This is a genomic window from Nocardia sp. NPDC041819, assembly GCF_055590505.1.
On sequence record NZ_JBVJAP010000001.1, the window covers coordinates 1361729 to 1383617 of the forward strand.

A 21889-nucleotide genomic window follows, 5' to 3' on the forward strand; every position below is an offset into this window, starting at 1 on the left:
CCGATGCCGGGTGATTCGCGGCGGGGGTCGCTGAGCGGATCGTGGGTGGCAAGCGATTAGTGTTCTGCGTCATGTCGCGCCGCTTGTCCTGCCAGTGGTGTGGGCGGGAGATCGTGGAATCGGAGGCCGGCCGCCGTCGCCGGTACTGCCGCCAGTCCTGTCGCCAACGCGCCTACGAACACCGCAACAGCTTGAAGGGAACCGGAATTCCCGACGACGCGGTTGTGCTCAGTGCCCAGGAGGCCGCCGACCTGGCCGATCGCTGGTTCGCGGCCCGCTGCGCCGCCGAGGACGTCGCCACCGCCATCGGGGAGGGCGCGTCGCCCGAGGAGCTGGCCGCGCTCGGCCGGACGCTGGTCGCGCTCACCCGTGACGCGGAACGTCTGCGCTGACCGGCCCCGCTGCCGTGCGGCGGTGTGCCGCGCCGGTGTCTCGGTGGCGGAGATACACCCCGCCGAGCAATGCTCCGACGGTCGCGGCGAGCCCGCCTGCCGCAAGCCAGGTGACCGTGTCCGGGTGGACCAGGGACTGCGCGCGCATCGCCTGCCAGAAGACCAGGGCCAGCAGACCGGCGTACCCGGCCGCGAGCACACCCACGACGGCCGCGCGGGCGCGTTCCGGACGCAGCCAGCGGTAGCGCGGCGCGAGCCAGGTGAGGGTGACGGCCACCACCAGCAGCACCTGGATGCCGTGCAGTCCGACGAAGTGCGGAACGCGCAGGTCACCGCCGACGGTGCTCCAGTGCGTGATCGGCATGCCGCCCATGGCGTCACGCGGCGCGAGATCGCCCGGATCGGCGACGACCGTGTGCCCGGCGGCCAATTCGACGATCCGCCCGGCACTGTCGCGCACGAGCTGCTTTCCGGTGAAACCCATCAGGTAGCCCAGCGCCATGCCGACGACGGCCAGCGCCAGGCCTGCGTGGATGGCCCGTGCCGTCGGGCGGTCCGCCAAACGCTGCCAGGCCAGGATCAGCACGATGAGCAGGTTGGCGAGGAACAGGCCGGGCACGCCGGAGGCGAATACCACCTGACCGATCGAGTTCACCGGGTCGTCCTCGGTGTTGAAGTGGCTGAATGTGCCGCGGGCCGCCTGCAATACGATGAAGCCGACGTCGATGAACCCGGTCACCGCGAACACCGTGCCGAGCCACCAGGTGGCGCGGCTCCCCTTGTGCGGCAACGACAGCAGCCACGCCAGGGTGAGGCTGTAGAGGAAGAACGCGAGGCCGAACTTCATCGGCTTGAGCCAGACCGACTCGCCGAGCAGTTCGCGGTCGTCGACCAGCATCGCCGCGAGGGAGAGCAAGACGAGCGCCGCCATCGCGGCCACCGTGCCGAGCAGCGGTCGATGCAGCCGCGCGCCCATCGCCGCCTTCGTGCTCGGACGTGACCGCGGCGCTGACGACCCGTCCTGGGCCACGGCGAGGAAACGTGTTGTGGACATGGACCGAAAGTAGGAATCGCGCACGCTGTGTGGCGTCCCGCCGCGGCGCTATTCGCGTGTAGTACTTCGGTACCGGGACGCTTTGGCGGGCGCTACCACAGGGGCGGCGGGACCAAGTGCCGCAGCGGGTCTGGAGGGCGAGAGGAAAAGAATCGGGCCGCGAACGCGTCGTTGCGTTCGCGGCCCGTCGCGGGCGACGGCCCTGTCGCCGAATTCATTCGCGAGCCCCTCATGTCCCGCGAGAAAGATCGGGATCAGTCCTCGGGGGCATGCCCCACGTCGATGCCGCGCTCGGCCAGCCAGGGCTGCGGATCGATCTTCACGCCGTCGGGCAGATGGACTTCGTAGTGCAGGTGCGGGCCGGTGGAGTTGCCCCGGTTGCCGACCGTCGCGATGACGTCGCCCGCGCGGACCGGCTGGCCGACGTCGACGAGGATGTCGTTGACGTGGCCGTAGACGCCGACGGTGCCGTCGTCCTGTTGCACCCGCACCCACAGACCGAAGCCGGAGGCGGGGCCTGCCTCGATCACGACGCCGTCGGTGACCGTGGCGATCGGCGCGCCGAGCGGGTCACCGAAATCCAGGCCGGCGTGCATCGCGCCCCAGCGAGCGCCGAAATTCGAGGTGAGCACACCGGCTACGGGGCGGACGGTCTTCGGGCGGGTGAACTCCTGCGCGACGCGGTTCGGGTCCCAGGGCACCGGCGCTGCCTGCGGCGCGGGGTTGTCGGGCGGGGTGAAGAGGGCGAACTGCGCTGTGCCCTCGGCCGGGCGGATCTCGCCCGACGCGATCTTCCCGGCGACGAGCCGGGCGGACGCGTCGGTGTCCGGGTCCTGCTGTGCTGCGGCGATGATGCCGAAGGAGGCGGTGACGACCGCGGAGGCGGCGACCACTCGGGTGACGGTGCGGTCGCGGCGTAACCGGGTCACGCCGCGACGGATCGGTAACGGAAAGGTCACGGGCATGGAGTCGAACGTACGGTAGCTGCCGCACCGGTCCGCTATCTTGTGGCAACCATCACCGGCGATAAAAGCCCAGCTCGATGGTCACGGTGCGGTAACGACATATGGGCGTTGCCCATGCGAGCTGGGGATATGACGCCTTTCCCAGGAGTTGACCGGTGAAACGCCGGACGCCCACACTGTGTGAGTGGCGACTAATGGAGTCCAGGCCTTGACCGCGCTCGCGGACCCGACTCGGCGCGCGATCTTCGAGGCCTTGCCGCAGGCCGCGCGCTCGGTCGGTGAACTCGCGCACGAAGTCGGTGTGACGAGTTCGGCGGTCTCCCAGCATCTGCGTGTGCTGCGCGATGCGCGGTTGGTCATGATGCGGCCGGAAGGCAACCGGCGGCTGTATTCGCTGGACCCGCGCGGCCTCGCCGACGCCCGCGACTACCTGGAGCAGTTCTGGCCGAGTGCGCTCGCTTCCTATTCCACGGCGCTCAGGACGGCCGCGACGGCGGAGGCCTGACCGCGGAGGAACCGGGCGCGGCGATCGGCTCCCCGAATGGCGTCGGGGCGGCGGCGGTCAGCCGACGCGTCGATACACCGCCTTACGGCGGTCGGAGCCCGTGCCGGGCCAGTTGCGCTTGCTCAGTTGCTTGTCGACGGCATTGATCACTTCGGTGACCCCGATCTGCAACAGACCCGGGTCGGGGGCGTCGGCGTCCGGGTCGCCGACGTGGCCGGTCCACAGCACCGCGTGCCGGCCGAGCAGGTGCGCGGGCGGACCGGCCCGCCGGGGCGGGGTGGGGCCGAACAGCAGGACGGTGCGGGTACCGAACGCCGTGGCCAGGCCTACGACCCCGGTGTCCCCGCAGATCACCAGGGCGGCCTCGGCGACGGTGGCGGCCAGATCGATGAGGTTCTGCTCTCCGGCGAGCACCCGGCCGACGGGCAGCCCCGCCCGGGCGGCGATGCCCAGCGCGAGCTGGCGTTCGTACTCGTCGCCGGTGATGACCACTTCGCGCCCGAGCATCAACAGGTGCCGGACCACCGCGGCGAAACGATCGGGCGGCCAGCGGCGGGCCGGTGCGCCCGCGCCGACGTGCACGACCACACAGTCGCGGCGGCTGGTCGTCGACACCGGTGGAACCAGTCCGAGATTGCGGCGATCCGCTCCGATGCCGCCGTACTCCAGCAGATGACACCAGCGGTCCACCTCGTGCATGTCGGGTTCCCATTCCGGGCCGGACAGCTCGGGGAACGCGGCGTTGCGAAAGGAGAGGATGCGTCCGGGCCGGGTCTTGGACAGCGCGACGATGCTTTCGGCGCTCGCGCCGTGCAGGTTGACCGCCAACTCGGGGGGAGGTGCGTCCCAACGAAGGTTGCCCGGATCGGTGGTGGGCGCCAGTGCGTCGACCGAGGCGATCAGATCGACGATCGGCTTCAGTCGCTGCGGGGCCGCCAAAACGATGCGATCGTGCGGTTTGGCCCGGCGCAGTGCGCGGAGAGCCGGGACTGCGGTGAGTAAGTCACCCAGCCCACGCGCCTGCAACACGAGCAGAACCGCCACCCTCTTCTCCTAGCCACCCGAGTCTCACCGAACCCCGACCCACCCGTTCACCCCCGGGGGTGCCAACGAAGAGTCACTCAAAGATGACTACCCGACCGCGTGGGCGGCGAAACGTGAACTCCGGGCAACGCCGCGGTACCGGCTGATCCAGCATGTTGCGGCCCACTGGGCAAATGGTCAGAAAACGCGAGGGGTGAGCTATAGCATCAATGCATGACGACAAACAGCGTGGTAGAGGGTCCCCTGCAGTCTCTTGCCCGCCGTGCGTGGCAAACCATTCTGCTCACCGGCATTCTGGCGGTGATCCTCGGCATCCTGATCCTGGCCTGGCCGGGCATCACCCTGCTGGCGGCAGGCGTCATTTTCGGCGTCTACCTCGTGGTCACCGGTTTCCTGCAGCTGATCGCGGCTTTCGGAGCACCTGGCGGCGCCGGCCTGCGGGTGCTGTCGTTCATCATCGGGGTGCTGTCCATCGTGGTCGGTGTCTTCTGCTTCCGGGACGAATTGGCCTCGATCCTGCTGCTCGGGTTGTGGATCGGCATCGGCTGGCTGTTCCGCGGGATCGCGCTGCTGGTAGCCGCGATCTCCGAACCCGGTATGCCGGGGCGCTGGTGGCAGGTGTTCTTCGGCGTCGTGACCGCGGCCGCCGGCGTCGTACTGATCGTCTGGCCGGTGCGGTCGGTGGCCACGCTGGCCGTCCTGGCGGGAGTGTGGCTGATCATCCTCGGCATCATGGAGATCATCGTGGCGTTCGGGGTTCGCAAGGACACCGCGGCGGTCGGCGCCGCGCACGCCGCCGCCTGATCGCCGAAACGCTCGGCCGGGTGCCTACCTGCGCCCGGCCGGGCGCTGTCGCGTCTCCGGGCGTCTCGACCAGCACGGTTCCGTCCCGCTGGAACTCGTGACAGAATCACAGGCGCATTTTCACGCGACGTCGGCTTCGGGGTTGGTCGACATCGAAAAGAACTGGAGGCACGAATGATTCGTACTGCTGGGTTTGTCGGTGCGCTGGCCCTGGCGGGGGCCGCGGCCATGCTGTCGGCGGGGACGGCGCAGGCCGCGGTCGGAACGCTGTCGATCAACGGTGAGCTGCACGCGGATCCGGTGGGCTGCTTGAACACCGACGGTACCTTCTACACCACGTTCCAGATCACCGTCGTCAACAGCACCGATCGTGCCGTCACGCTGTACTCCGGCCGGGACTGCACCGGCTCCGTGGTCGGCGAACTGCCGGTGGAGAAGATCGGCTACCTGCCCAAGGGTGGCAGCGTCTCCGTCAGCTGACGAATGACCGAGGTGGCGGCCGAGGCGTGACACCGCCTCGGCCGCTTCCTGCTGTTCCGACCCGGCCGCGCGAACACCGCCTCGCCGCCTGATCGCCCGAACTCGCGGACGGCGCCGATCCGGTGTCCCGGATCGGCGCCGTGTGCCGTTCAGCGCGTGCGCGGCCAATCGCTTGCGCTCGGCACCGGGGACTCCGCGGTCGCCTGCACCGGAATCGACGCGGTGGCGGTCGCGCGGCGACGGCCGCGCGGATCCCACACCATCGCCGTTGCCGCTGTGCCCAACAGGACGGCGACGATCATCGCCACAACGCACCACACCAACACTGCCATGCCTCCCGGGCATCACCCATCCGGCTGACAGACTGCGTTGGCTTACCAAGGCGGACAGTTGTTTTCGAATCGTGCACAGTATCGCCCGAGCGAGTGGCCTGCGCGAGTCGGCGGTGGCCGCCGCGCGCCGCGACCGAAGCCGCCATCGACGTCTGCCCGGCCCCTCGCACCAGCGCGGAAGCCGGTTCCTCCGTGCGGCACGGCTCCGGTGTAGTCGGCGCAGGAGACAAGGATCACGGCGCGCCACTGGTGATCTGGTATGTGGGCCGGGTCTCGGTCGCCCGGTGTCGCACCCGTTCGCTGCGCGGCGCGGATTTCCACCATCGGCTCGGCGACCGTGGCGCCGCCAGGTCCGTCCGGGCCGTCGACCACCACGTGCGCCGACTGGCGTGCAGCCTGCCTGTTTGCCCACTTCCCCCTGGGGTAGCACGGGGACGAAGGTACCCACTACCGGCGGAAAGGGTCGGCTCGGCGATGTCTACTACTTCCCCACCAGGCGCGACAACGGATCGGCGGTCTCCTGTTCAGGTCGCCGCCATGGCCGTAGGAGCGGTATTCCTCCTGGTCGGCATCCTCGGATTCATTCCGGGGATCACCACCGACTACAGCGAACTCGACTGGGCGGGACATCACTCCCAGGCTCAGTTGCTCGGTTTGTTCAGCGTGTCCGTGCTGCACAACGTGGTCCATCTGGCTTTCGGGCTCGCCGGAGTGCTGGCCGCACGCACCGCCGCATCGGCGCGCGCGTACCTCATCGGCGGCGGTGTCGTCTATCTGATCCTGTGGCTGTACGGACTCGTCGTGAACCCCGACAGCGACGCCAACTTCGTGCCGCTCGACACGGCCGACAACTGGCTGCACTTCGTGCTGGGCGCCGCCATGATCGCGCTGGGAGTGATCTTGGCGCGGCGGCCCGCGACCCAAGCGCCCGGAGCGGGCAGGCAGTCCGGGATTCTGGAATAGAGCGCGCCCGACCCAGCCCGATCGAGCCGCCCGCGCCGGGATCACAGAAGGCGGTGGAGCGGGAGACCGCCGCTGGGAGATTGCCGCCGAGCCAAGGGATCTCGGGGTCCGGCCACGAGCCCGGCAATGTCGGAGGGGCGGCGATACGCTCTGCCGGAGGCCGTGTCCGGCCCGGAAAAAAGTTGCACTTGCCGCACGCCGCACATGTTGACATCAGCTGCTGTAGACAACATATGATGTCAATACCTTGCTCAGCCCGTTCCTCGATGCGCCGACGCCGCTCGAGCTGTGGGAGTGCAGGCGCTTCGACCACTTCAGCAACGACCGCGCCGAGGGAGTACCGATGAGGGCCAAACCACCCGCGCTGGGATATCTCCGCAAGGACGTCTCGGGCGTGTCCCAGGATTGGGACGAAGCGCAGATGCGGAGTTTGGCGAAGCGGCTGGGTTACGAGCTGTGCAAGACCGTGACCTTCGGCGCCGGTACCGACGCACCGGTCGATCGCCTGGTCGAAGCCGCACGCAGCTTCGGTGTCGACGCGGTCATCGCACCGGGGCTGCAGCACTTCGGCAACGCGGTACCGGCCGAACTCGTCGAGGTGTGCGACCTGATCACGGTCACGCCCCAGCAGACGTACTCCCGCTCGGCGTTGTCGCGCATCTGGGCATAGATCGTCCGGCGCCGGCGAGCCTTCTCCGCCGACGGGCAGGCCTGCGCCGATAGCGATGCGGGTCGCGACCCGAGGTGGCGCAGATCGGTGCGTCGATGATCCGGGCTTCCCGGCCGTGCGACGAGCGGGCCGCGTCGTCGTCGAGGTGGTCCAGGCGCCAGGGTACGTACGGTATTCCGGTGGCGGACGACGGGACAGGCGCCGGGTGCGCGAGTCGGCGTCACGGTCTCGTCGGGTCGGTCACCGGCGCTCATGCGCAGACCTAGTAGTGAATGCGGCCGATCGAGCGCAGGCGGTCGTCGCGACCAGGGCGGCTAGGCTGGCGGTATGTCGGAAACGCTGTCACCCAACGGATTCTCGGTCGCGCTCGTGCTCGGTGGAGGTGGTTCGGTCGGTTTGGCGTGGTTGGCGGGATTGGCTACCGGGCTGCGGGACAGCGGGATCGACTTGGCGCTGGCGGACCGGTTCGTCGGCACCTCGGCCGGGGCGGTGGTCGGCGCTGTCCTGGCCGACGGCGGTGATCCGGCGCGTTTGCTGCGTCCGCCGTCGACGTCGACCTCGGCACCGGTGCAGGCGGATCCGGCGCGGATGGCGGAGATATTCGCCGTCCTGCGCGCCCCCGGACAGGATCCCGCCCAGGCACGCCGCCGGGCGGGTGAGCTGGCGCTGGCCGCGCAGGTGGGTGATCCGGACGAGCACGTCGCGCGCATGGGCGGGCTGGCCGGTGTGGCGCAGTGGCCCGCGCGTGACCTCGTCATCACCGCGGTCGACATCACCACCGGCGAGTTGCGCGCGTGGACCAGGGACGGCGCGGCGTCGTTGCCCGCCGCGCTGGCGTCGAGCACCGCGGTTCCGGGTGTCTTCCCGCCGATTCCGATCGACGGCCGCCACTACATCGACGGCGGGTTGCGCTCCCCGGTGAACGCGGACCTGGCCGCGGGCGCGGACGTCGTGGTGATCGCCGAGCCCTTGGCGCACATGTTCCCGCGCATTCCCAGCGATCGCGAATTGGGTTCGGCCACAGAGGTATCCATAGTGCCCGACGACGACGCCATCGCCGCATTCGGACTCGACGTGTTCGACCCGGCCGTGCTGGCCCCCGCCCATGCGGCCGGTGTGCGCCAGTCCGCCGAGGCGGCGCTGCGACTGAAGGACGTCTGGCCGAACCCCTGACAGACTGCCGAGCCGGCTTCAGCACCAGTACGACAGCGCCCAGCACGGCCACATGCGTCCACCATCCCAGCCACCCGCCCCCTCCCGCGCGCTCCGCTACGACCCGGCTTCTTCCGGTGCGTACCCGAGGATGCCCTTGATCTCCAGGTAGTCGTCGAATCCGAATTCGCCCCACTCGCGGCCGTTTCCGCTCTTGCGGTAGCCGCCGAAGGGGGCGTGGAAGTCGAAGGCGTCGTTGATGGTGATCCAGCCCGACCGGATGCGGCGGGCTACGGAGCGGGCCTGGTTCAGATCGGAGCCCGCGACATTGCCCGCGAGTCCGTACTCGGTGTCGTTGGCGATCTCGACGGCGTGGTCGACGCTGTCGTAGCCCAGGATGGCCAGCACCGGGCCGAAGATCTCCTCGCGGGCTATGGTCATGTCGTTGGTGACGTTCGCGAACACGGTGGGCCGCACGTAGTAGCCCTTGGTGAGTCCGTCGGGGCGGCCGGGGCCGCCCACCACCAGCGTGGCTCCCTCGTCGATGCCCTTATGGATGAACGCCTGGATCTTGTCGAACTGCGCACCGGAGACGACGGGGCCCAGCGCGGCATCCCCGGTGGGGTCGCCCACGCTGAGCTGGGCAGCGGCTCGGCGCGCGGTGTCGATGGCCTCGTCCATGCGGGCACGGGGAACCAGCATGCGCGACAGCGCGCTGCAGGTCTGGCCGGAGTTCATCATCATCGGCCCGATCGCGGCGGCGACATTATCGGTGAAGTCCGCGTCGTCGAGCACGATGTTCGCGCTTTTGCCGCCCAGCTCCTGGGTGACCCGCTTGACGCTGGGCGCGGCATTGCGCGCGATCTCGATGCCCGCGCGGGTGGAGCCGGTGAAGGAGATCAGATCCACGTCCGGATGCGCCGACAGCGGCACCCCGACGCTGGGACCGTCGCCCTGGACCAGATTGAAGACGCCGGCGGGAACGCCTGCGGCATCGAGGATCTCGGCGAAGATCTGCCCGGTGAACGGCGAGCGTTCCGACGGCTTGAGCACCGTCGTGCAGCCGGTGGCGAGGGCGGGGAACACCTTCACGGCGATCAGGCTCATCGGCCAGTTCCAGGGCGTGATGAGGCCGCATACGCCGATGGGCTCCTTGACGACCAGGGTGGCGCCGCGCCGCTGCTCGAAGGCGAAATTCTCCAGGACTTCGATGGCGGTCGACAGGTGCCCGGCCCCGAGATCCACCTGGAATCCGCAGGCCAGCGCGCTCGGTGCGCCCATCTCCTCGGTCAGCGCAGCGGCGAGGTCACCCGCGCGTTTGCCGTACTCCGCGCCGATGGCGCGCAGCAACGCGATCCGTTCCGGCACCGAGGACGCCGACCAGGCGGCAAACGCCTCGCGGGCGGCCGAGACCGCACGGTCCACGTCCGCGGCCGACCCGTTGGCGACCATGCCGCACACCGCTTCGGTCGCCGGGTTCACGACGTCGAAGGACCGCGCCCCGGCCGGGTCGACCCAGGCGCCGTCGATGTAGAACTGGGAATACTCGCGCATGACTACTGTGTCCCTTCCGCGTACCAGGTGCGGAACTCGTCGTAACTCGGCATCTCCTCCGAGTTCGCCTTCGGATCGACGGCGACGTGGATGACGCCCGGTCTGCCGCTGGCGTACGCCCGTTTGATGGCGGGGGCGATGTCCTGGTCGTGGTCGACGAATTCGCCGTAGCAGCCGAAGCCCTCGGCGACCTTGTCCAGGCGGGTGTCGGTGCTCCAGTGCGTACCGGTCTCCAGCGAGCCAGGCCCGAAGAGCCCCTTGTAGACCCCGACTTCGAGGCCCCACGCGTAGTCCACGGCCACCACGCAGACCAGCGGAAGGTTCAGCCGCGCCGCGGTCTCCAGTTCGCCGATGTGGAACAGGAACGACGAGTCGCCGGTGACCAGCATGACCGGCCGCTTCCTGCCCTCGGCCACCGAGGCTCCGATGGCGTAGGGCAATCCGGTACCGAGGTGCCCGAAGTTCTGGTTCCAGATCACGTCGTGCGGCTTGGCCTGCGAATAGGTCCAGCCGAAGATCGTGGTGGCGCCACCGTCGCGGACCATGATGCCGTCGGAGGGGAACACGTCGGTCGCCTCGACGACGAGTCGCGCGGGGTGTACCGGGGACCGCCCCGACGGCGCGGTTTCGGACAGTTCGGCGAGCCGGGCGGCGTCCTGCTCGATCCAGCCCGCGAGCTCGGGCGACGGCGTGCGAGGCGTGTCCTTCAGCGCCTCGACCAGCTGCGGGACGATCGCGCGCAGGTCACCGACGAGCGGTACATCGATGGGGCGATTGACCCCGATGGCCTCGGGATTCTGTTCCACCAGAATCCATTTCCGGTTCGCCTCGTTGGCCGGCCAGTGCCGGCCCACCCCGTAGTGCACGGGTTCACCGATTTCGGTGCCGACGGCCAGGCACAGATCCGATCGCACCACCGCATCGATGGACGACGGCGAGAAGCCGTAAGGGAAGGTGCGGTCCTCGAGTCCCTCGATATACGACGTACCGCCGGAGGTCTGGATAACCGGGCAGGCCATCAGCTCGGCGAGCGCGCGAACCGAGTTCCCGGCGCGCGTGGTGTGCACGCCGTGCCCGACGAGCAGGACCGGCTGTCGCGCCGCGCGGATCAGCCGCGCCGCCTCCTCGATCCGGTCCTGGCCCGCGGTCTGGCCGACGAGCCGATACCGGCTGGGCGGCAATGGTTCCGGAACGTCGAGTTCCTCTTGGATGATGTGCTTGGGCCACTCGATGTAGACCGGCCCGGGTGTTCCGGTGAGTGCCCGGCGCAAGCCCTCGCGAATGATCTCGTCGGTCTGGTCGGCGTATTCGATGCTGGCGTGGTACTTCACCGACGGTGCGAAGAGTTCTGCCTGCTTGACGAATTGGATACGCCCGCGCCGCACCCGCTGCTCGGTGATCCGGGCGCGCTGCCCGCCGAGGAAGATCACCGGCGAATTCTCGACCTTCGCGCACATCATCGCGCCCGCCAGATTGGCGACGCCCGGTCCGAGGGTGCCGATGCACACCGCGGCCTTACCGGTCATCCGCGACACCGCCTCGGCCATGAAACCGGCCGATTCCTCGTGATGCGGCGCGACGACATTCCAGCCGCGTTCCTCGGCGAGGTGGAACATGTGCACGAAATTGGGGTCGGGAATACCGAATATCGTATTGATGCCCTCGGCTTCGAAGAGCTGAAGAATACGTTCGTAGACCTTAACGGGCATGCTGTCCTGCTTCCGTGGCTGACTCGAAACTCTTCCTGATGTGATCGCTGTGCCCCGAGGGAACGGCAGGCAGAATCCAGGAGCCGGTCGTATCGCGGATCGCGTCGATCTGCTCGCCGATCTCTTCGACCGTCCACGAGGGGCGGTAGACCCCAGGGGTCTCGGCGATGTAGGCCCTGGCCACCCGCCCGGCGACCGACACCAGCATCTCGCCGGTGATCGAGCAGGACTCGTGGGCGAGCCAGCCGACGGCCGGTGCCGTCAGTTCCGGTCCCATGGGCGGATAGGACGAGATGTCGAGTCCGTCGGCCAGTCGCGTCACCGCGGCGGGCACGATGACGTTGCCGAGAATGCCGAATTCGGCTCCCTCCAGGGCGATCACATTCGACAGGCCGATCATGCCCGCCTTCGACACGGCGTAGTTGGCCACGCCCTTGTTGCCGTACAGCCCGCCGATGGACGAGGTGAGCACCACGCGGCCGTAACCGGCGTCGGCCATGACCGGGAACGCGGGCCGGACGACGTGGAACGCGCCGCGCAGGTGCACGTCGAGCACCGCGTCGAAATCCTCGTAGCTCAGTTGCCGCAGCGAACCGTAACGGACGTTGCCCGCGTTGTGCACGAGGATGTCCAGGCGGCCATACCGGTCGAGCGCCGTGTCGATGATCGCGCGCCCGCCCTCGGCCGTGGCCACCGACTCGGTGCAGGCGACGGCGGTGCCGCCCGCCGCTTCGATCTCGGCGACCACCTCCGCGGCCGGGTTCGCCTCGACGCTGTCGCCGCGTACGCTGCTGCCGAGGTCGTTGACCACCACCTTCGCCCCCTTGGCGGCGAGCAGCAGGGCGTAAGCGCGGCCCAATCCCCTTCCGGCGCCGGTGATCACGGCTACGCGATCGTCGAATCTGAGTTCTGGCAAGGTGGTCCTCTCACAGGTGCTTCGTGATGGCGGGGGACTCGTCATTCGCCCAGGACGAGACCCTCCAACCGGCCGGTGTCCCGCCAGTCCCGCAGCAGGTCCTCGAGCACGTAGAAGCCACCCCAGAAGGGATCACCGAGGAACGACCGCCCGTTCGGCTCGCCCTCGCTGTTGTAGTAGCCCGGGGTGCATTCCCGGACGAAGTTGCTGTTGTCGAACGAATTGGCCCGGATGGTCGCGATCCACGCCTCCTCGGCCTCCGCGCTGGGCTCCACCGTGGTGGACCCCCGGGCCAGGGCTTCGGAGATGATGTAGGCGATGTGATCGGCCTGCTGCTCGAACATCCGCGTGGTGGAGGCGGTCACCCCGCCCTGGACGAACCCGGTCGCGAAGTGGTTCGGGAACCCGTGCGACATGATCCCGTGCAGGGTGCGGAATCCCGCGCTCCAGTGCTGGTAGAGCGACCGGCCGCCTCGCCCGGCGAACGGCTGGATGGCGAGCCTGCGGTCGATGTCGCTGCTGATCTCGAAACCGCTGGCGAAGACGATGCAGTCGACCTCGTATTCGACACCGTGCGCGACGATGCCCTTCGCCGTGATGCGCTCCACCCCTTTGGTGTCCGAGACGTCGATGAGCGTGACGTTCGGTCGGTTGAACGCCGGCAGGTAGTTGTCGCTGAAGCCCGGTCGTTTGCACAGGTGCCGGTAGTACGGCTTGAGCGCCTCGGCCGTCGCCTCGTCCGTCACGATCTCCTCGACGCGGCGGCGCACACGCTCCATCGCGCGGTAGTCCTCGGCCTCCTTGAGTTCCATGACCTTCAGCGGATTCGTCGCCAGTTCGGCCCAGCCGCCGGTAGCGTCCAGGTGGGCGGCCACATTGCGGGCGACCTCGGTCCAGCCGTCGCAGATCAGGTCCGGCTCACCCGGGGAGTAGAACGCGTAGGCGGCGTTGTGGAAATTCCGCTGCCGCTCCTCCCGCCAGCCCGGCCGCAGCGAGTTCACCCATCCGGGGTCGGTCGTGGTGTTGCCGCGCTCGAAGATGTAGGACGGCGTCCGCTGGAACACGTACAGGTGTCCGGCGCCTTCGGCCAGATGCGGGATCGTCCCGATACCACTGGCGCCGGTGCCGATGATGGCCACCTTCTTGTCGCCGAGCTTGTCCAGGCCGCCCTTCAGCGTGCCGCCGGTGTAGGTGTAGTCCCAGCGCGCGGTGTGGAACGTGTGGCCCTGGAACTGCGTGATGCCTGGGATGCCGGGGAGTTTCGGCCGGTTGTACGGACCCTGGCACATCACGATGAACCGGGCGCGGATGTCGTCGCCCCGGTTGGTCGCGATCCGCCACCGTCCGATCTGCTCGTCCCATTCCAGCGATCGGATCAGCGTGTGGAAGATCGCCTTCTCGTACAGGCCGAAGTGCTTGCCGATGCGCTGGGCGTGTTCGTAGCACTCGTCGCCGAAGGAGAACTTCTCTTTCGGCATGTAGCCGGTCTCCTCGAGCAACGGCAGATAGCAGTAGCTGTCCGAGTCGACCTGGATGCCGGGGTAGCGATTCCAGTACCAGACCCCGCCGAAGTCACCGCCCAATTCGATGATCCGGAAATCGTCCACACCGGCCTGCCGCAACCGGTGCGCGGCGATGAGACCCGCGAAACCGCCACCGAGAATCGCCACCTCGAGCTCATCGGTGATCTCGTCTCGCGGCTCGACCGGCGTGTACGGATCCTCTTCGTAGTAATCCGCGAATTCGCCCTCGGTCAGCAGATATTGCTTCTGTCCCTCGGGCCGCAGGCGCTTGTCGCGTTCGGCGAGATATTTCGCGCGGAGGGCATCCCGATCGACATCGGGCGTAACCGTGGGCTTGCACTCTTGCATTCGGATTCCTGGATCTCTAACTCGGTCATCGGTGGCGGACCGGCGGGTCCCGCTCGTCAGGTCAGATCGCGCGGCTCGCCGGTACCCATGTACTCGGCGAGGTTGCGGTGCAGATTCACCACGCTGCGCTCGCGATAGGGGTTGGGTTTCGGCCCGGAGAAGCCGCGGCTCTTCATGCCCTGCTGGACCGCGGCCATATTGGCGAAGTCCTGCGGTAGGACGGTCCGCCAGCCGGGGTCGCCGACGGGGGTGTACTCCCACTCGGTCCGCGGCTCCTGGCCGGGCGGGAAGAGTTCGAACACAGCGGCCTCGAAGATGCACTTGTCCGGGTCGCAGCCGTAGGGCCGGAACCGGTAGCACAGCATGTTGTTCAGTGCGTGGCCGATCTGGAAGTTGGGGAAGATCTGCCACGCGGTGCCCGCCCTGGCGACGATCTCGGGGTCGACCTTCGGCCAGACCACGCCGCGTGCCTCGTCCTCCGACCGCGCGGTGTCGAGCCAGTAGCGCAGTACTTCGCCGGCCGGGGTGCCCTCGGGCAGTTCGTCGACCAGCCGATTGGCGACGTCGACCAGCGTGCGGGTGGTATTGGTATTGGCGTTCTCCCAGGTGAAGTTCTGTAGCGTGGCGGTGGAGACGCGCGCGTCCGGACCGCTGCCGACGCGCACTTTGGCCTGGTTCTCCTCCATGCCCTTGGGAGCGTCGTAGCCGATATTGCTGTGCTTGCCCTGCGCCCGCGACCATCCGAGGAAAGTGCCGAAGTTCATGAACTCCGGGTGGGTGTAGGGCACGTGGTAGGTCTCCATGAACGCCTCGAAGGCGACCTTCCAGTTGCAGTCGAAGGTCAGCCACCGCCGCCAGCGGTAGCGCATGTTCTCCAGTTCGAAGTGTTCGAGCAGACCGGCCGCGGGCTCGAGGTACTCCCGCAGCGGTTCCGCGCCGGGGTCCATATTGATCCAGATCCAACCGCCCCAGGTGTCGACCCGCACCCGGTTCAGCCCGTCGTTGCGCTCGGTGAGACCGCAGGACCAATCCTCGCGCTCGGCCGCGAAGGTGTTGCGGCCCTCCAGGTCGTAACGCCACCCGTGGAAACCGCACACGAACTGTTTGCGACTGCCGCGGGCGTCGTGCGCGCCATCCGGGGTGTCGATCAGTTTGCGGCCGCGGTGCGCGCACACGTTGTGGTAGGCCCGGATGGTGTCCGGTGCGGTGCGCACGACGATGATCGAATCGTCGAGGATCTCGTAGGTGAGGAAGTCGCCGACCCGGGGAATCTCCTCGACCCGTTCGACCTGTTGCCACACCTTGGCCCAGAGCTTGTCGCCCTCGGCGCGTGCGTATTCCTCCGAGATGTACGCCTCGACGCCGATCGTCATCGGCGTCGACAACGGTTCGGCGGTCGCGGAAGTCGTTGCCCCGTTTGTCGTTTCGCTCATGACTTGCTCCTGGTGATCACTCGGGTGCGTCAGCGGGTGATGGATGCGCGGAAGTTTTCGTCCTCGAGGAACAGCGAGGTGTGGTCATCCCCGAGATGGGTCCACCTGAGGTTCAGGCCGCCGTCCACCAGCAGGGTTTGGCCCGTGACGTAGGTCGACAGATCCGACAGCAGGAACAGGATCGGGCCCGCCTGCTCCTCCGGTCGCCCGCGTCTGCCCATGGCGATGGCCCGGCGGTCGCGCTGGGGATCGTCGTCGACGTAGGTGCGGGAGGCCGGTGTCTCGGTGACGCCCGGCGCGATGGCGTTCACCCGGATGCCGTCCTGGGCCAGCTCCACCGCCAAGGTCCGGGTTGCCGCGACCAGCGCCGCCTTCGCGGTGCCGTAGGCGATATGGAACGGTGCGGTGTTCATGCCGCTGATCGAGGAGAGCGAGACCAGCGAACCGGGCCTGCCTTGTGATTTGAGCTCCGCGGCCACCGCCTGGCTCATGAAGAACATCGTCTCCAGGTTCTGGGCGAACAACGCCCGCCAGTCTTCCCGGGTCACCCGGGTGGCGGGCATCCAGGTGCGCACCGCGGCGCCGCCCGCCACATTGACCAGTCCGTGCAACTCGCCGGGCGCCGAGCGGGCGTGCTCGAGCACGGTCGCGACACCCTCCTCGGTGCCGACGTCGGCCGCGACGGAATGTACGGAAAGCCCTTCCGCAGCAAGGGGTTCGACATGCTCGGCGAGGTTCTCCTTCGAGCGGCTCACCCCGATCACGGTGGCGCCTGCTCTGGCGATCAGGCGTGTGACGGCGGTGCCGATGCCGCCGCCGCCCGCGCCCGCGACGATGACGACGCGCCCGGTCAGTCCGAAGAAGTCGTGTGTGAGGCCGTCATCGGTCATGGCCGGGCCATGCCTTCCCGCGCAGCGCCAGCACACTGCCCTCGGCGTCGGCGGAGAGATAGATCGTGCCGTCCGGTCCGGCGGCGAGCCCCGCGAACGGGCCCATGGGTCCGGAGAACGGGGGAGTGCCGCGCAAGGGTTTGGCGACGACGCCGGGCGGCGCGCCGACCGGGAGGTTCGCGGCGAGCGTCTGCCGCGCCTTGGTCTCGAGATCGACGCGGACCAAGGCTTGCAAACCGGCGTCGAGGACCAGTAATTGTCTGCCGCGCACCAGGATTCCCTGCGGCGTCTCCAGTCCGTCCACCACGGTGTCGACTCCGGCGCCGCTGATCGAGACGATCCGCCCGGCTCCGGATTCGGAGATCAGGGGCGTGCCGTCCGGGCCGAACGCGACACCCATCGGGGCGTTCAGCCCGGAGGCCAGCACGTCGACCTGGCCGGACCGGATCGACAGCACCCGGCCCGCGCCGAGTTCCGCGGCCACGATCATCCCGTTCGCGATTGCCGCGACCCCGTAGAGCTGATCGAACCCGTCGGCGACGATCTCGGGCTCCTCGTCCGTGCCCGGGCGGTAGTACGCGATCTGCCCGGTGGAGGTGGCGCACAGGAACTCGCCCGATCCGACGGCGCTGACGCCGCGTACATAGCCGGGGTTGCCCGCGCTGAAAAGGGAGGCGACCGTGTGCAATCTGCCATCACGCCACACGTAGAAGAAGGTGCCGTCGGCGACGTAGAGATTGCCGTCGTGGCCGACGGTCAGGTCCAGCGGCCACAGCAGGCCGCCTTCCAGGACCGGCCGGGTCCGGCCGCCGGTGAGAATCTCGGTGATCTCGCCGGAGAAGTTCGAGACGAACAGGCGGTCGCCGACGAAGGTGCAGTTGTCCAATCCGGGATCCAGGCTCGCCAGCACCTGACGGTCCCCGGTGCGTGGGTTGATTCGCAGCACCTCGCCGGTCTGCACCTGGGTGGAGACGATGAACCCCGCGGAGTCGAACTTGACCGAGTCGGGCACGCCGAGGTCACCGGCGACTCGTTCGGGCGCACCTCCGTCGGGATCGATCCGCCAGATGTCGTTGGTCCCCATGACCGGGTAGTAGAGGAGACCATCGGGGCCGACCTCCATGGCATTGGGCATCGGCAGGTTGTCTCGCAGGATACGCGGCGCGCCACCGTCCAGCGGCAGCTCCATGAGGCGACCGCCGATCCGGCATTCGTTGACGAACAACCGGCCGTTGTGCACCGTGATGCCGTTGGCGCCCGGCAGATCGTCGCGGATCACGCGGGTGCGCCCGTCGGCACCGCGCACACTGACCCGCGCGTCCATGTACTCCGTGGCGATGAGATTGCTCTCGGGATCGAAGGCCAGGTCGTCGGGGGCGATGATGTCGCTGCCCTTGGCGCTGATGGTCTCGAGGTCGCCGGTGGCGACGTCGAGTGCGCTGATCTGGCTGCCCGCCACCTGGGCGACGTAGATCCGGCCGTCGGCACCCGTCCGCAGGCCGTTCGCGCCGAACAGTCGGCTCGGCGGGGCGAGTCGTCGAACGCTCCACCCCTCGGCGAGGGTTATCGGTGTGGTGGTGCTGTAGCGCGCCCCTCGAGTCAAGGCGGGGCCTCCCATGCGATGAGAAAGTCGATATCCACTGACACAGCCCGGCCCGGCGGTCCGGGCGACGGGAATCCGGCACCCACGGGGGCGGGCCGTGTGTCGTGGGCCACGCTACTTCAATCCTCGTAAGGATAGCAATACTTGATCGGTTGACTACCTCTGAGTAGATTCGCACCAGGGTCGTCGAGCGTCATCGGAGCGTCGCCGCCGAGCGCTCGCTACGACCACGTCAGGGCTGATGGCACTGTGCGCCACGATTTTCCGCTCGAGGGACAGCCCCGGCGGTGGGTTCGGCTGGCGGATGGACGTTCTGCGGCCGACCGGACAGGGTGCTGGCGATAGCCGGAATCGCGCAACCCAATTTTCACACTACGGAAATGCCATTATCGTACAGCGAGCAGGGTGATGCGCAACCGACTTGCTCTTGCCCGGGCGGAGGTGGGGTGACGTGCGCGAGACGGCGGCTCGGCGAACTCAGATCTGCGAGCGCAGACCCGACTGGAGCGCCAGCCGCGCACCGGCGGACGAAGCGTTCACCACTCCGTCGTCGAACCGCTGCAACACGATTGTCTGGGTGGCGGCGAGATGGGTGCGGTACAGGCGTTCGGCTTCGGCGGCCCGTCCCTCCGCGATCTCGCGGGTGATGCGGCGATGGGTGCGCACGGCTTCGGTCGACTCGGCCTCGGAGGGGTATTCCCCGCGCCGGGTCAGCGCCTCCGCCCACGCCTCCTCCTGTGCCGACCACAGCGTGACCAGCGTGCTCACGACATAGCGAATGGTCAGGTTCGGGGTGAACGAGACGATGAGGTCGTGGAATTCGCGAGCGGTGTGGGTGAAGGCGACGCCGTCGTCGATGAGCTCGGCCGACTTCTCGACGTTCTCCGTGAGCGCGGGGACGACGGTTTCGGCGCGGTCGGGCCGCTCGGCGCAGGCGGCCGCGCACTGCGGTTCCAGCGTGCGCAGGCCCGCGGCGAGGTCGCCGAGGGTGACGCGCGCACCTTGCAGGGCCAGGCCGAGGTGATACGCCGCCGACGTCTCGTCGGGCCGGTGCACTTCGGCGCCGCCCACATTGCCCCGGCGGACGGTGACGAGACCCTCGGTCTCCAGGATGCGCAGCGCCTCGCGGATCGAGGGGTAGCTCACCCCGAAGTCCTGGACCAGCTGATCCTGGGTGGGAAGCCGATAGTTCTCGTCGCCGGCCAGGATCCGGGTGCGCAGCTCCGCGGCGACGGTCTCCGCGATACGACGCTGCGGGACCCGGCCGCGTTTGGCGGCCGTCACGCGGTCCACCTCTGGTTGGTCCTCACCGGGCACGCCTTTCCGTCATGGCGGCAGTGTAGTCATCGTGAGATGACCATACAAATATTGCTATCCTTATGAGGATTGAAGTACTGTGCGCCACATGGACTTCGCTATGGGTGAGGCCGCCACCCGCCTCCGGGGTGAACTACGGCGGCTGATTGCCGAAGAGGTCCCCGCCGACTACCTCGGCGCGTTCACCGACGACCCGGCCGATCTGGCTGTCGCTCAGCGTTTCTGCCGGGTCCTGGCCGAGCGGGGCCTGCTGTGCGCGGCCTGGCCCGCCGGGTTCGGTGGCCGCGGCGTCTCGGTGTGGGAGCAGACCGTGGTCCGCGAGGAGATGTGGGCGCACCACGAACCTCGCGGGGCGCAGTACATGGGCGTCAACTGGGTGGGCCCGACCATCATGCGGCACGGCACGGCGGAACAGCAGCACAAGCACCTGCCGCCGATCGCGCGCGGTGAGACGATCTGGTGCCAGGGCTTCAGCGAGCCGGACTCCGGGTCCGACCTGGCTTCCTTGCGGACCACCGCTCGCCGCGACGGCGAGGGCTGGCGTATCTCCGGCCAGAAGATCTGGACCTCCTACGCCACCATGGCGCAGTGGTGTTTCCTGCTCGCGCGCACCGCGACCAGGGCGCGGAAACAGCAAGGGCTCACCGTCTTCCTGGTGCCGATGTCCGATCCGGGGATCGAGGTCCGGCCGATCCGGTCCATGCTCGGCCCGCACCACCTCAACGAGGTCTTCTTCGACGGGGTGCGCGTGACGGAAGCCGATGTGCTCGGTCGGGTCGACGAGGGCTGGTCGGTGGTGCGGGAGGTGCTCGCGTTCGAACGCGTCGGCATCGCCCGCTACGCGCGCTGTGAGCGGCTGTTGCAGGCCGCGCCCGATGTTCTCGGCCCGCGGTGGGAGACGGTTCCGGCCGAATTGCGCGGTCGCTGGGCCCGCATGCTCACCCGGGCGCGGCGGGCGCGGCTACTGGCGTATCAGGTGGTCGCGATGCAGAGCGCCGGGCGGGTCGCACCGGGTGACGCCGCGGCCTACCGCATCGCGGTGACCCGGCTCGATCAGGAAAGCGCGAGTGTTCTGGCCGAACTCGCCGCGTTCGCGGGCTCGGAAGACGAGCACGGGCACCGGTTCCGGCGCGCGGTGGACGACCATTGGCGATACGCGAATGCCGCCACGGTCGCCTCCGGCAGTATCGAGATGCAGAAGATCCTGCTGGCGCGCTCGTTGCTGAGTGGGCCACGCCGGGCGGGGGAGGCCGCATGACCGCCGCGTCGTTCCCGGCGGGCGGCCGGGCGATGACCATCGAACTGTGCGCCGAGGCAATGGAATACGGCAAGCAGGCCGTGCGCGCGTTGCGCGCGGCAGGCGGCGACGAGCTGGTGCGGTGGGCCGAGCGCGAGCCTGCGCGCCGCGCGCACGTCGCGCCGGTGCTCGGCGAACTCGGCGCGTGGGAGCTGGAGCCCCGGCACGATCCGGTCGAACTGGAAGCGGCCGCGGCGCTGTGCCGCAGCGCCGGCTACTGGGCCGCGCCCTATCCGGTCGCGGAGCGGCTGGCCCGCCCCGTCGACTTGGACGTCGACGGGTTGGTGGTGGTGTCGGATGACGAGCCCGCCGCGGCGGTCGCGCATCTCGACCTGCGCTGGGCGGCGGTGACCTTGGACGGTTCCCGAGGCTCGGTGGTGGTGCGACCACCCCGTGCGTCCACGCGTGAGTCGGCGTTCGTGACGGGGCTGGAGGTGTCGCCGGTGGACACCGGCGGCGGCGCCGACCTGGCGTTGGCGCTGGTGCTGCCGTGCTGGACCCTGCTCGGCATGCTCGACCGCGCCGTCGAACTCACCCGGGCCCACGTGCTGGTCCGGGAGCAGTTCGGCAAACCGCTGGCCGAGTTCCAGTCGGTGCAGTTCCAGTTGACCGACGCCGAGGTGGAACGGCGCGGCGTGGATATGCTCGCCCGCTACGCGCTGTGGAGCATCCAGGCCGAGCGCGGCGATGCGCTGATCGACGCGCTGGCTCTGCGTTCCGCGACCCTCGAGGCGACCGAGGCCGTGTTCCGCGTCGCCCACCAATTGCACGGCGCCCTCGGCTTCTGCGACGAGTCGCCGCTGTCCTGGCTGTCGCGTTACAGCCTGCCGTTGCGCCGACTTCCGCTCGGCTCGGTCGCCACCGAGGAGTTGCTGGCCCGGTTGGCCGGCCGCCGCGGTCTGACCGGTTTGTTCTCCGATCCGGGGGAAGGGTGACGC

Annotated in this window: 21 protein-coding genes; 9 read left to right on the forward strand and 12 right to left on the reverse strand. The window is 68.7% G+C overall.

Features of this window, described 5'->3' with window-relative positions:
- Nucleotides 1–71: 71 nt before the first annotated feature.
- Nucleotides 72–392, forward strand: a complete 321-nt coding sequence (locus ACZ6DL_RS06420; protein WP_466049369.1) for a hypothetical protein — start codon at nt 72–74, stop codon at nt 390–392.
- On the opposite strand, the gene ACZ6DL_RS06425 is transcribed toward ACZ6DL_RS06420, so the two are convergent.
- Nucleotides 364–1446 carry a hypothetical protein gene (locus ACZ6DL_RS06425; RefSeq protein ID WP_466049371.1) on the reverse strand — a complete coding sequence of 361 codons (1083 nt, stop codon included), beginning with the start codon at nt 1444–1446 and terminating at the stop codon, nt 364–366. The two genes, ACZ6DL_RS06420 and ACZ6DL_RS06425, sit on opposite strands and share 29 nt — an antisense overlap.
- 254 nt (nt 1447–1700) lie before the next feature.
- Nucleotides 1701–2411: a M23 family metallopeptidase gene (locus ACZ6DL_RS06430; protein WP_393229916.1), complete on the reverse strand. Its 711-nt coding sequence runs from the start codon at nt 2409–2411 to the stop codon at nt 1701–1703.
- A gap of 184 nt (nt 2412–2595) precedes the next feature.
- Here ACZ6DL_RS06430 and ACZ6DL_RS06435 point away from each other — a divergent pair, with 184 nt between their 5' ends.
- The gene (locus ACZ6DL_RS06435; protein WP_466049372.1) at nt 2596–2916 is read left to right on the forward strand and encodes an ArsR/SmtB family transcription factor; all 321 of its coding nucleotides are present in this window, start codon (nt 2596–2598) and stop codon (nt 2914–2916) included.
- Nucleotides 2917–2973: 57 nt separating this feature from the next.
- Here ACZ6DL_RS06435 and ACZ6DL_RS06440 read toward each other — a convergent pair whose 3' ends face one another.
- Complete coding sequence (locus ACZ6DL_RS06440) at nt 2974–3960, reverse strand: glycosyltransferase family 9 protein (protein ID WP_466049373.1); 987 nt, start codon at nt 3958–3960, stop codon at nt 2974–2976.
- Between the two features lie 213 nt (nt 3961–4173).
- On the opposite strand from ACZ6DL_RS06440, the gene ACZ6DL_RS06445 reads away from it, so the two are divergent.
- The gene (locus ACZ6DL_RS06445; RefSeq protein WP_357129958.1) at nt 4174–4764 is read left to right on the forward strand and encodes an HdeD family acid-resistance protein; all 591 of its coding nucleotides are present in this window, start codon (nt 4174–4176) and stop codon (nt 4762–4764) included.
- A gap of 174 nt (nt 4765–4938) precedes the next feature.
- Nucleotides 4939–5244 (forward strand): hypothetical protein, encoded by a 306-nt coding sequence (locus ACZ6DL_RS06450; protein WP_040871783.1) that lies wholly within the window; start codon nt 4939–4941, stop codon nt 5242–5244.
- Between the two features lie 149 nt (nt 5245–5393).
- Here the strand turns inward: ACZ6DL_RS06450 and ACZ6DL_RS06455 are convergent, their stop codons facing one another.
- Complete coding sequence (locus tag ACZ6DL_RS06455; RefSeq protein WP_466049375.1) at nt 5394–5576, reverse strand: hypothetical protein; 183 nt, start codon at nt 5574–5576, stop codon at nt 5394–5396.
- 537 nt (nt 5577–6113) lie between these two features.
- Here ACZ6DL_RS06455 and ACZ6DL_RS06460 point away from each other — a divergent pair.
- From ACZ6DL_RS06460 to ACZ6DL_RS06470, 3 genes are all read left to right on the forward strand, one after another.
- Nucleotides 6114–6539 (forward strand): DUF4383 domain-containing protein, encoded by a 426-nt coding sequence (locus ACZ6DL_RS06460; protein ID WP_466049377.1) that lies wholly within the window; start codon nt 6114–6116, stop codon nt 6537–6539.
- A gap of 247 nt (nt 6540–6786) precedes the next feature.
- The gene (locus ACZ6DL_RS06465; protein ID WP_466049378.1) at nt 6787–7209 is read left to right on the forward strand and encodes a hypothetical protein; all 423 of its coding nucleotides are present in this window, start codon (nt 6787–6789) and stop codon (nt 7207–7209) included.
- Between the two features lie 327 nt (nt 7210–7536).
- Nucleotides 7537–8382, forward strand: coding sequence for a patatin-like phospholipase family protein (locus ACZ6DL_RS06470; protein WP_466049379.1), 846 nt, complete (start codon nt 7537–7539; stop codon nt 8380–8382).
- Nucleotides 8383–8478: 96 nt separating this feature from the next.
- Here the strand turns inward: ACZ6DL_RS06470 and ACZ6DL_RS06475 are convergent, their stop codons facing one another.
- The 8 genes from ACZ6DL_RS06475 to ACZ6DL_RS06510 form a co-directional block, all read right to left on the reverse strand.
- Nucleotides 8479–9915 carry an aldehyde dehydrogenase family protein gene (locus ACZ6DL_RS06475; RefSeq protein ID WP_466049381.1) on the reverse strand — a complete coding sequence of 479 codons (1437 nt, stop codon included), beginning with the start codon at nt 9913–9915 and terminating at the stop codon, nt 8479–8481.
- Between the two features lie 2 nt (nt 9916–9917).
- Nucleotides 9918–11624, reverse strand: coding sequence for a thiamine pyrophosphate-binding protein (locus ACZ6DL_RS06480; protein WP_466049382.1), 1707 nt, complete (start codon nt 11622–11624; stop codon nt 9918–9920).
- Nucleotides 11614–12540, reverse strand: a complete 927-nt coding sequence (locus ACZ6DL_RS06485; protein ID WP_466049383.1) for an SDR family NAD(P)-dependent oxidoreductase — start codon at nt 12538–12540, stop codon at nt 11614–11616. The genes ACZ6DL_RS06480 and ACZ6DL_RS06485 overlap by 11 nt, the downstream gene beginning before the upstream one ends.
- Nucleotides 12541–12581: 41 nt before the next feature.
- Entirely contained in the window at nt 12582–14411 is a 1830-nt protein-coding gene (locus ACZ6DL_RS06490; protein WP_466049385.1) for a flavin-containing monooxygenase, read from the reverse strand.
- A gap of 56 nt (nt 14412–14467) precedes the next feature.
- The gene (locus ACZ6DL_RS06495; RefSeq protein WP_466049386.1) at nt 14468–15844 is read right to left on the reverse strand and encodes an aromatic ring-hydroxylating oxygenase subunit alpha; all 1377 of its coding nucleotides are present in this window, start codon (nt 15842–15844) and stop codon (nt 14468–14470) included.
- A 29-nt stretch (nt 15845–15873) separates the two neighbouring features.
- Nucleotides 15874–16734 (reverse strand): SDR family NAD(P)-dependent oxidoreductase, encoded by an 861-nt coding sequence (locus ACZ6DL_RS06500; RefSeq protein WP_466049388.1) that lies wholly within the window; start codon nt 16732–16734, stop codon nt 15874–15876.
- A complete protein-coding gene (locus tag ACZ6DL_RS06505) occupies nt 16724–18352 on the reverse strand; it encodes an SMP-30/gluconolactonase/LRE family protein (protein ID WP_466049389.1) in 1629 nt (542 codons plus the stop codon). Before ACZ6DL_RS06505 ends, ACZ6DL_RS06500 begins: the two co-directional genes overlap by 11 nt.
- 462 nt (nt 18353–18814) lie before the next feature.
- On the reverse strand, nt 18815–19621 hold the full coding sequence (locus ACZ6DL_RS06510; RefSeq protein ID WP_466049391.1) for a FadR/GntR family transcriptional regulator: 807 nt from the start codon (nt 19619–19621) through the stop codon (nt 18815–18817).
- Nucleotides 19622–19742: 121 nt separating this feature from the next.
- Here ACZ6DL_RS06510 and ACZ6DL_RS06515 point away from each other — a divergent pair, with 121 nt between their 5' ends.
- A complete protein-coding gene (locus ACZ6DL_RS06515; protein ID WP_466049392.1) occupies nt 19743–20912 on the forward strand; it encodes an acyl-CoA dehydrogenase family protein in 1170 nt (389 codons plus the stop codon).
- 32 nt (nt 20913–20944) lie between these two features.
- Nucleotides 20945–21886 carry an acyl-CoA dehydrogenase family protein gene (locus ACZ6DL_RS06520; protein WP_466049586.1) on the forward strand — a complete coding sequence of 314 codons (942 nt, stop codon included), beginning with the start codon at nt 20945–20947 and terminating at the stop codon, nt 21884–21886.
- The last annotated feature ends 3 nt before the right edge of the window (nt 21887–21889 follow it).